Below are 11,475 nucleotides of genomic sequence, written 5' to 3'. Positions count from 1 at the left end.
TACTCTGAATCGGGAAGAGCCCTCAAAATCTTAGCGAAGATCTCAGAATACTGCCGGACCCAAGGAGTCAATCCGGACGTTTCCACGCTCTGCGATGCACTGACTTTTCGCTTCGATGAAGATACAAACAATCGGACAATCAAAGCGTATCGGGATTACCTCGCCCACGGCGGGATTGAGCCATCCGGGACTGAACTGCAGGAAGCACTGATTCACGCCAAGCAGGAAAATGCAGAGGCGATCTGCCTCTACGTTGAACAACGTGGAGGCGTTCACTGGTCAGATGGCCATCTCCAGCTTGGACTCGGACCATCGCTGCATCCCTTTATCATCGATAGTTCCGGTGATCTCGCGATATTTCAAAGTATCGCCGATCAACGTTGCACCTTTCACACATTAAATCCGGAGCGCCCCACCATCGAGTTCGACTCCCCGAGCGACGCCATTGTAGGCGAGATCTCGAGATACACGTCACCTCCCCTTGCTTCAGAGGATCGCCAGGCCATCAGCCTCTTTCGCGAATCAATCCGCAAGGATCTCAAAGGGTTCCGCGAGTCTCACCTGGAATTTTCCTTCCGAGGGTCCTACTCGCCATTCGATCTAGCGTGGGCACGCAAGACCAGTGGGGGCCATGAGTACCGAACCGACCAATTCCGGATCGACAACAACAATAAACGCGAATGGAGATCGCCCGACGGATGGGCGAGCTACACCGAATTCCTGAAGTCAATAGCAAACTGGAACGTCGTCGTCCCGAGATCACTCGACCGGCTCGCCGAAATCAATGACAAACTCCGACAGGTTGAGGCCGAACAGTTCGCCAACCTTTCCACTCTCAAGATACCCGACTCGATATCTACGAAATTTGCAGTCCGGGAATTCCTAGGAACGAGCTTCGAACCTTCGAAGGGTGGGCAGGCCGTCGACATCTATGACATTATCGACGAATCCTCACACAACTCGGCCGGGGTGCCACAAGTGTATTTCGTTCGAGGCGAGGCTGGCATAGGCAAGACTTTCAACCTATTCAAGGCACCAAAGGACCGCGCCACCGCACTGTGCGACACCGATTTGAACAAGCCGCTCTATCTATATATTAGCTGTAGCGGAATGGGCCTAAAGAGGGTCGAAGACATCATTGATGCCGCCGTCGTGGGAACGCAGAACCTTGATTTCAGTTCAGTTCTCGCACTCAGTAGAAATGGCCTACTTGTCCTCGTCATCGACGGATTCGATGAGCTAGTTGGCGGCACGGGCTACGGTGATGCATTTCAGCTCCTTCGACCGGTCCTCAAAGACCTTGGAGGAAGCGGCACCATTCTCCTTTCGGCTCGATCGTCCTACTTTGCGAACCAGTACCAGACGAGTCTGCAGAATGCAGCGCGACTCGATGGCCTCCCAGCACACCACATGATCCTAGAACTGCAGCGCTGGTCACGCTCCGATGTCGAGCGGCTTTTCGCGGAAAACTCTCACTGGTCCAAGTATCGACAGTCGCTCAGCGACTCTGACCTGTCCCTACTTGGGGTTCCGTTCTTCGCACAGGCCTTCAATGACGCAACGTCGCCACCTGGAACGTCCCTCGAATTCCAGGGCCTACGCTCGACATTAATCGATTCATATCTTGCTCGAGAAACTAAAAAGCTGGAGAGTCGAGGCGGCCAATCACCTGTGTCGTCACGCCAGCTTCGATCAATATTTCAGGAGATTGCCGGACTCCTCTACGAGAGCAGCGAATCAAGCCTCGACGTCGACGATTTCAAACTAGCTTGCGAATCCGCACTTGAGCTCGACGGGTTTTATGGCCCAAACCAGGCCCTCGGCGATCGACTGACAGTCCTCTGTGGAATGTCAGCTTCATCAGACAGCAACGGTTCTCCGCTATTCAGCTTCCAGCACGACATATTTTTCGAGGTCATGTTGGCAGATTATCTGGGAGAGCAATACCTCAGCAGCTCTCACGGTTACACGTCCATGACCGCGGCGCTCGCGCGATCCCCACTTGGGGATGCAACAGTCGCATCGATCGTCGAACGATACGAGGAAGGCCTCACGGCTTTCTTGCCGGAACCATCTGTGACAAAAAAGGATTCCACCAGCGTGGGCTCCCTCAATCTTGCGGCGTTGATTTCAGCCTTCATTTCGTCGAAACATTCGGCGCCTTCAGCTTGGTATCGTGACATAAATTTTGGATCACTTGACCTAACGCCCCTAGCTCAACTTGGTATAACCCTGGAGAATTGCCGTATCGATCGCCTAAGTTTCGCGTCGGAAGCCACGGGATCAATTACATCGACAAATTGCACAGTCAATCATTTGGAATCTTGCGGCGACAGCACCACCCCGATGTCCCAATTGCTTTTCGAGGGAATGGTCTCCGTTCAAGAGATTAGCGTAGTTCGTCGAGACGGAAAGACAGACACTTTTGAAGCGGGAGTGCATCGCGTCCTAGAAGGACTGGACCGACTCGGCGCTCAAGGAGTTCAACGTCAGCTGCACGAGGCTCGCGATGCTGAGCCATCCACTCTTGAGCTGTTCGCGTACGACGTACTCAACGGGATGTCCGCCCGCGGAGAAAATTCTTATATTGTGATGACAAAGAGCCTAATTCCTGGAGATAGCGCCGGACGAGGGATGTACCGACCGAACGATCCTTTGTGGGCTGATCTGACTCGAAAGCTTGAAAGCGCCGGAGCGGCGTCGATTAAGCAGATCACCGCATCAGGCTCGGCTAAATCAGTTGTGACGTTCCGGTTTACTTCAACCGCACTCTGCGCGCGCCAATCCTCTGAGGAGAAAATTCGCAGCTTCTGGGGCGAGCTTCGGTCATCATGAACTCATCAATCCGCGCGCTGATACCTACCCTGCAAGCTAACCATCTGCGCGAAGGTCTCACCGACTACCTCGCGACCACCTTCGCCCTGACCGATCCCGATGCCCAGGGCGCCCTGTCGGACTTCGTCGGTCACCCCGACACCGGCATGTTCAAAGGCCCCTACGCTCGCCTTCGGCTACCGTTTGCGCCGGCCAGCGGGAACTGGGGCTTACACCTGGACTGGTGGCCAACGGGATTCACCCCCTACGGCCACCAGGCCGCAGCATTCGAGGGACTGTCCACCAAGTTCTACACCCGCCCCCGGCCGACGCTCGTCACCACGGGCACCGGCTCCGGCAAGACCGAGGCATTCCTCTACCCGATCGTCGACCACGTCCTGCGCGCCAAGGCTGCCGGCGTCACCGGGATGAAGGCACTCGTCCTCTACCCGATGAACGCCCTCGCCAACGATCAAGCCGAGCGTCTCGCGCGGCTCATCGACGAGCATCCCGAGCTCTCCGGCGTCTCCGCCGGTCTCTACACCGGCGAGCAATCAACGGCCGGCCGCACCAAGGTCAGCGCCGAGGGTCTCATCACCGATCGCTCGCTGATGCACTCGGCCCCGCCGGACATCCTGCTCACCAATTACAAGATGCTCGACCACCTGCTGCTCCACCCCGACCGCGCCGACATCTGGCGGCTGTCTGCCGACTCGCTGCAGTACGTCGTCCTCGACGAGTTCCACACCTACGACGGCGCGCAGGGCACCGACGTCGCCATGCTGCTCCGGCGCCTCGGTCTCACCGTCAAATCGCACTGGACCGATACCTCCCCCGTTACGGACGACGACCGCGCCCGCCCGCTCGGGCGCATCACACCCGTCGCCACGTCCGCCACACTCGGCTCCAAGGCAGAGCCGACCGCGATGCTCGACTTCGCACACACCGTCTTCGGTGAGACCTTTCCCCCCGACGCCGTCATCGGCGAGACCCGACTCACGGCCGCCGAGTGGCTCGCCGATCGCGACCGCGCACTCGATCGGCTGTACCGCCCCATCGCGCCGGCCATCGCCGATGCTGCCGAACGCCTCGACGAGTTCGCCGACGGCTCGCCCAGCAACGCAGCCCTCACCACCGCCGTACTGGCCGAACTGTTCGAGCGAGCCGACGTCTTCGAGCGCAATGAGCTCTTCGGCGCCGAGAACGAGCTCGATGGCGACCGGCACCTCACTCCCGCCGACCTCCGCAACCTGACCCCGATCGAGCAGTTGCAGCTGGTCAAGGGCCACCCACTGATCGCCAGGCTGCTCGCGCAGGCCGTCGACGCGATCGCACTCGCGGACCTCGCGCGCGCACTCTTCGACGCCCCGGTCGGCGAGCGCAACACTCGTCGCCTGCTGGTCTCGCAGGAGCGCTTCCTCGACTATCTGTTCGCCGCTCTCTCCCACCTTCGCGCTGAGGTGGGTCGCAGTGCTCTGAACGTCGATGTGCACCTGTGGATTCGGGAACTCTCCCGCATCGACCGAGCCGTGTCACCCACGACGTCGTACCGCTGGTCGGACGACGGCGTCCACGAAGACACCGAGACGATGCACCTGCCGGCGCTCTACTGCCGGCACTGCGGCCGCTCGGGTTGGGGTGCCCGGCTCGCGCCCACCGGTCACGCCCTCGACGTGACCGACGAGTCCATTCGCGCCGATCACGCTGCCGGCGCCTCACGGTTCCGCGCGCTGCTGTCTGCCCCCGCCGAGGCCCAGATCACCGCCGCGCAGCCCGGCACACAGGTCGACGGTCTACGGTGGTTCCGCATCGACGACCGCGAGATCGTCGACACTCCGCCCGACCCGGACAGCACCGAGGTGCTCGAGGGCAAGGTGCTCCCCGTCCTCGTGCTCACCGGCGAAGACGTGGAGGAGGACTCCAAGAACGACATGTGCCCCGCGTGCGGTGTCGCAGACGGCATTCGCTTCCTCGGCAGCGCCGTCGCCACCCAACTCTCGGTGACGCTCTCGAATCTCTTCGGCGACGCCCGCCTCGACGCCGACGAGAAGAAGGCGTTGATGTTCACCGACAGCGTGCAGGACGCCGCGCATCGCGCCGGGTTCGTACAGGCCCGCTCGCACACCCTGAGTCTGCGCTCCACGCTGCGCAGCGCGATCGGCGCCACCCCGCTGCCGCTGTCCGAGCTGTGCGAGGCCGTGATCGCGCGCGCCGGCAACGATCCCGCTCGCCGCTACCACCTGCTCGGGCCCGACATCGTCGAGCACGACGAGTTCACGGCGTTCTGGCGTCCCGACGCGACGACCGCAGCACGCAAGCGCGCGACGGCGAAGGTCCAGCGTCGACTCGAGTTCGACATCGATCTCGAGTTCGGCCTGCAGTCGCGGCTCGGCCGCACCCTCGAACTCACAGGCAGCGCCGTCGCCGAGGTCGATCTCGGCGACCCTGAACGCGCCGTCCGCTTCGGCCGAGCCGCCCTCAACGTCACCGAGCACCAGCTCACCACCACGCCGCCGGATGCCGAAGCCATCACCCGCTGGGTCCGTGGCACCGTCGAGCGCATCCGGACCCGCGGTGCGATCCGGCATCCGTGGCTACGCAAGTACATCGAGAAGGACGCCAACCGCCGGGGGGTGTGGGGTGCGCGCCCCAAAGGCGAAGGCATGCCGGCATTCCCGAAGGGCCGGCCCGCGCCGGCCTTCCCTGCCGTCGGCTCTCGTACCGCTCCGGAAGGTTTCGACGCGATCACCGCGCCGTCGTCGTGGTACGCGCGCTGGGCCTCCCAGTGCCTGAACGTCTCACCCGTCGACGGCGGCTTCCTCGCGAAGTCGCTGTTCGGGGTGCTGGCCGAGCAGCGCGTGCTCACCGCCGACCTCACCGAGGCTGGACTCACCGCGTATTCGCTTCCGCCCTCGGCCGTCACCGTCTCCGCGCCGTCGGAGGACGACCTCGCCGACGGGCGTCATCTGCTCGTGTGCAGCGTGTGCCAGACACCCACGCCCGGCACGGCTACGGCCATCGATCAGCTCGACGGCGCTCCATGTCTGCTGGTCCGCTGCCCCGGAACACTCGCCCGCGCCCCGAAGGCGCAGAACTTCTACCGTCGCCTCTACGACACCGCGGAGATGAAGCGGGTCGTCGCCCGCGAGCACACGTCACTGCTGCCGACCGCCACGAGGCTCGGCTACGAGACCGCGTTCAAGCGTGGCGGCGCCGACCCCCAGGCCCCGAACGTCCTCGTCGCGACACCGACTCTGGAGATGGGCATCGACATCGGTGACCTCTCCACCGTCATGCTCGGCTCGCTGCCGCGCACCGTGTCGTCGTATCTGCAGCTCGTCGGCCGAGCCGGGCGCCTCACCGGCAACTCGCTGGTCCTGGCTTTCGTCCGCGGCCGCGGCGAGCATCTGCCCAAGCTGTACGACCCGAAGTCGGTGATCCAGGGCGACGTCCGCCCGCCCGCGACCTTCCTCACCGCCGAGGAGATCCTGCAACGCCAGTACGTGGCGCACGTGATCGATCGCCTCGCCCGCGAACCGAGCACCATCGCACCCCGCGGTGCGCGCGCAGTACTCGGCAGTTTCGACCCGGGCAGCTGGATGTCCGAGCTGCTCACTGCCGTGAACACGGACTCCGACGCGCTGGTCGACGGCTTCCTTTCGCAGTTCGGCGACGTGCTGAGCGACGATGCGTGCGACTCCCTTCGCCGCTGGGCCGTATCGACTGCCGAGGGGACGCCGAGCGGACTCGCCACCGAGCTGCAGGAGGCCGTGCATCGGTGGAATCGGGATCTCGCCGAGCTGACAACCCGCCGCGCCGCCGTCGAAGCGGAGATGCCCGAGTTCGAGCGACGAGCCGACGCCCCGGCCGCCACGGACGACGACCGCCGCGACCTCCGCACCGCCAAGGGCTCGCTGCGCCTGCTCAGCGGACAGATCCACGATCTGACCGACGACTATTGGATCAGCGTCCTCGAGCGATACGGCGTCCTCCCCAACTACACGCTCCTCGACGACTCCGTCACCCTCGACGTCGGCGTCACCTGGATCGACCCCGACACCAACCAGTACATGGGCGAGGCCACCAGCTACCAGCGAGGCTCCCGCGTCGCGCTCACCGAACTCGCGCCCGGCGCCACCTTCTACGCCCAGGGCCTCGCCGCGCGCATCGACGCCGTCGACCTCGGCGCCGGCGAGTCGAACATCCACACGTGGCGACTCTGCCCCCAATGTGGTTGGGCCGGAATCACCCTCGCCGGCGAGATTCCGCCGACCATCAGCGCGTGCCCTCGGTGCGGGACGGGCGCGATCGCCGACGTGAGCCAGCAGCTGCAGGTCGTCGAGATGGCGCGGGTGTCCGCCGAGGTGCGGCGGGACGAGGCCTCCATCAACGACGCTCGCGACGAACGCCACAAGGAGGCGTTCACCATCGTCACCGCCGCCGACATCGACCCCGTCAACGTCGACCGATCGTGGTCCGTCGAGGAATTCGAGTTCGGCGCACAGTATCTCCGCCGTCTCGACGTCCGGTGGCTCAACATGGGCCGGCGTACGTCTCAAGGTGGCACGCGGACGATCGCCGGACACGACACCACCACCGGCCTGTTTCGCGTGTGCTCGTCGTGCGGGCAGCTCGACAAGTCCGCCGGCCGCAACACTCGCTACGAGCACCGCAGTTGGTGTCGGCACCGCAACTCGCCGGTCGAGCACGTCCGCGAGATCGCACTCGCCCGGACCTTGCGCACCCAGGGCGTGCTGCTGCATCTGCCCCGCTCCCTCGAGTACGACCTCTTCGCTCACCCGAGCCTGAGTGCCGCGATCCTGCTCGGCCTGCGACAGGTGATCGGCGGCTCGCCCGAGCACCTGGACGTCGCCACCATCACCGACGCCCTCTACGCCCCCGACCAGCGGGCGCTGCTCATCCACGACACGGTGCCGGGCGGCACCGGGTATCTCGCCGAGTTCGCCGACCCCGCGAAGGTGTGGGCGGTACTCGCCGCCGCGCGTGCCGTGGTGCACGACTGCGACTGCGCCGAACACGACCGGCTCGCGTGCCACAAGTGCCTGCTGCCGTTCGCGCCGTCCCACGAGCTCGATCGCGTCTCCCGCAAGGCGGCACTGCGCGTGCTCGACCAGATCCTCGGCGTGGTCGACGACGCCGAGCCCGACGACACCGCGTGGCTGGACGCCGTCACCGACGGCGTATCCGTACCGCCGGTCGGCAGCGAGGAATCCCCGCTCGAGAAGGAGTTCTACGTCGCGTTCGTCGATCGCCTCCGCGCGAGGGGCGCCAGCATCAAAGAGAAACCGGGCACGTACGGGCCTTCAGCGACGATCGTGATGCCCGGCAAGACGATTCGCACCTGGGTACTGACCCCACAGGTGCTCATGGGGGGATCGCGGCCCGACTTCGAACTGAGCACGGCCGACACGTCGATCCCCCGCATCGCGATCTTCGCGGACGGCCGTCGCTTCCACGCCATGCCCGGCTACAACCGGATCGCCGACGACGCCCGCAAACGCGCCGCGCTGCGCGAGGCCGGGACCCTCGTCTGGTCGTTCGGACACGAGGATCTGCGGCGATTCGAGAAGGGCGAATCGGCCGAGCCCGCGTGGTACTCCGCCAGCGCCGCGAAACAGACCATGGCGATGGGCAAGCTCAAACCCGCACTGCTGAAGCTGCTGACGGCAGACCCCGTGTCGCAGCTCCTGGCCTTCATCGCCGACCCCGACCTCGAGGCATGGGAAACGGTCAGCCGCCACCTGCCGCTCATGTTCGTCCGATCGGGCAACCGTGTGAAGGCGCCCCAGGAGTCCGTGGCCGAACGTGCACTCGCCACGCTCCTCGGCGACACTCCCCCGGCCGTCGGCGGCACCGACATGTGCTGGTCACTCAGCGACGGCACCGTCACGGTGTCCTCCGCAATGTCGGCCTCCGACAGATCGATTCGCGCCGTCCTCGCCGTGGACGACCGAGACGAGAAGCTCGAGATCCACGACGGTTACGGGTGGAAGGAATGGAACCGGCTGTCGAACTGGCTCGGCATCAGCGGCACGCACCGCGTCACCACCGTGACTCTGCTGCAGGACGACACCTCCGCGCCGTCGACGACGACCACCGACGAGGCGGCACTGCCGCCCGAGTGGAAGACCATCTGGGATCAGGCAGTCGGCAGCAGAGCCGAACGAGAGCTGGTGGTGGCGCTCGCCCACGCCGATACGCCCATCCCCGAACTGGGATACGAAACCGAAAGCGGCGACGTTCTCGACTTCGCGTGGCCCGAGCTCCGGGTCGGCGTTGCGGATCCGGACAGCGACGTCGCGAATACGATGTCGGCGGCGGGCTGGACGATCTGTGCACCCGACGCCGAGGCGATCTCGGTCGCACTGAACACGAACGGGGTGGCGTAATGGCGAATCTGGTTCTCGCGACCAACATGAAGGCGATGCCCAAGCTCGACGGGTCGATCAAGAACAAGGTCTACGACTTCTTCGAGAAGGTACGCCTCGACGACACCTCACCCGGACTGCACATCGAACCGATCAAGGGCGCCGTCGACCGACGCGTCCGCACCGGACGAGTCGACCTCCACTACCGGGCGATCCTGTTCCGCGTCGAGGGCAAACACGGCGACACGACCTACATCTACATGGGAACGTGGCCGCACGACGAAGCGAATACCCTCGCGGAGCGATCCACGCTGCGCGTCAACCCGATCAACGGCGCCCTCGAAGGCATCATCGGTGAGCTCGACGGAAAGAACGATCGCGCCAAGCGCACCGTCGTCCACGACTCCGCCGGTCGGATCGGCAACATCGAGCCCGCCGACGAGGCCGTTCCCTTCCTCGTCGACGCCGGGTACACGATGGCCGATCTCACCGAACGCCTCGGCCTCGACGAAGCCCTGGCCGAACGCGCCATGACCGCAGGCGACGATCACGACATCACTGCGATCGCCGCGGAGGTCGCGGGCTGGCAGGGAAGCGCACTGCTCGAGCTCGCCGTCGGCACCAGCATCGACGACATCCGCGACAAGCACGGATTCACCGACGAAGCACTCGACGACGAGACCCTCGACGAGGACGATCGCATCCTTGCCGCCCTGGAACGACCCGCCTCCAAGATGCAGTTCGCCTACATCGAGGACAACGAGGAACTCCGCCGCGTGATCGAAGGCGGCGACTTCACGGCATGGCGGACCTTCCTGCACCCCGAGCAGCGCAAGTACGCGGAGAAGACCCAGAGCGGGCCGTTCCGGCTCTCCGGTGGAGCCGGCACCGGCAAGACCGTCGTCGCGATCCACCGCGCGCGACACCTCGCCCAGCAGAACCCCGACGCGCGGATCGTCCTGACGACGTTCAATCGAACGCTCGCCGCCGGACTCGAGCACGACCTGCGGGTGCTGGACCCGAACCTGCGGATCGCGAAGAAGCCGGGCGAACCCGGAATCTACGTTCGCGGCATCGATGCACTCGGCAACGCGGTGCTCGTCGCGGCGCAGAACACCGCCGCCGCAACCGAATCCCTCTTCGGCGGAAGCTTCGAAGTCACCTCCACACGAGCCAACGCCGACAAGGCGTGGCGCGACACCGTCGCGACCACGACCACCGATCTCGATGCCAAGCTGGCGACGCCCGCCTTCCTCGAGCCCGAGTACGTCGGTGTCGTCCTGGGCAACCGCATCGCGTCGCTCGAGCAGTACGTCAAGGTCGCACGGCCGGGCCGCGGCGTCCGGTTGAGCAGGCCACAGCGGATCGCCGTGTGGAAGCTCATCGAGTCGTTCCGCCGACACAACCGGCTCGAGGGTGTGCTCACCTTCCCCGAAGCCGTGGCTCTGGCAGCCGAATCGCTGCGACTGAAGGCCGAGGCAGACGGCTCCCACATCGCTGATCACGTCATCGTCGACGAAGCCCAGGACCTGCACGCCGCGCACTGGACGCTGTTGCGCAGCCTCGTCGCCGAAGGCCCGAACGACCTCTTCATCGCCGAGGACTCGCACCAGCGCATCTACGGTCAGCCCGTCGTTCTGGCTCGGTTCGGCATCAAGATCGTCGGGCGTTCACGACGCCTCACGCTGAACTACCGCACGACTGCCGAGAACCTGCACTTCGCGGTCAGCGTCCTGTCGGGCGCCGAGTACAAGGATCTGGAACAGGGTGTCGAGGACACCACCGAGTACCGCTCTGCCCGTAGCGGCCCGCACCCGACGCTGCGGGAATGTGCCTCAACCGAGGAGGAACGCACCGTCGTCGCCGATCAGGTGCGCACCTGGCTCGACGAAGGCATCGAGCCATCGACCATCGCCATGTTGACGCGAGGCGTCGACGACCGCGGCAGGTTCGTCCGCACGCTCGGTGATCGGGGAATCGATGCGCGAGCGCTGGACAACGAGCCGGCATCGGGAGGCCACGTCCTCGTCCTCACGATGCACCGCTCGAAGGGCATGGAGTTCTCGCGGGTGATCCTCGCCGGCATCGACGACTCCCACGTCCCGTCGGCCGCCACACTGCGCGCCGTCGCCGAGGAGGAGAAGGCCGAGGCGCTGCTCCGCGAACGCTCACTGCTCTACGTCGCCGCCAGTCGCGCCAGGGACGAACTCGTCGTGACCTGGAGTGGCAAGCAATCGGAGTTGCTGAAGTCCTGAAGGGCTGGTCACCCGGT

General features: G+C 64.7%; 3 protein-coding genes. All 3 read left to right on the top strand.

Annotated features, from left to right (window positions below; genetic code table 11):
• A partial coding sequence (locus RR1_RS22350; protein WP_169847051.1) for an NACHT domain-containing protein occupies nucleotides 1–2,835 on the top strand: 2,835 nt, incomplete at its 5' end.
• Nucleotides 2,832–9,224 (top strand): DEAD/DEAH box helicase, encoded by a 6,393-nt coding sequence (locus tag RR1_RS15510; protein WP_072713650.1) that lies wholly within the window; start codon nucleotides 2,832–2,834, stop codon nucleotides 9,222–9,224. The genes RR1_RS22350 and RR1_RS15510, both read left to right, overlap by 4 nt.
• Entirely contained in the window at nucleotides 9,224–11,458 is a 2,235-nt protein-coding gene (locus RR1_RS15505) for a 3'-5' exonuclease (RefSeq protein WP_010839044.1), read from the top strand. Before RR1_RS15510 ends, RR1_RS15505 begins: the two co-directional genes overlap by 1 nt.
• The last annotated feature ends 17 nt before the right edge of the window (nucleotides 11,459–11,475 follow it).

This window comes from Rhodococcus rhodnii NBRC 100604, from assembly GCF_001894925.1.
Taxonomy (GTDB): domain Bacteria; phylum Actinomycetota; class Actinomycetes; order Mycobacteriales; family Mycobacteriaceae; genus Rhodococcus_F; species Rhodococcus_F rhodnii.
Note: the sequence above shows the minus strand (reverse complement) of the source record. Positions and strands in the feature narration are given on the sequence as shown.

Excerpts from the sequence above, each read along its gene's own strand:
- RR1_RS15510 (WP_072713650.1), top strand. The coding sequence starts at position 2,832 with ATGAACTCATCAATCCGCGCGCTGATACCTACCCTGCAAGCTAACCAT.
- RR1_RS15505 (WP_010839044.1), top strand. The coding sequence starts at position 9,224 with ATGGCGAATCTGGTTCTCGCGACCAACATGAAGGCGATGCCCAAGCTC.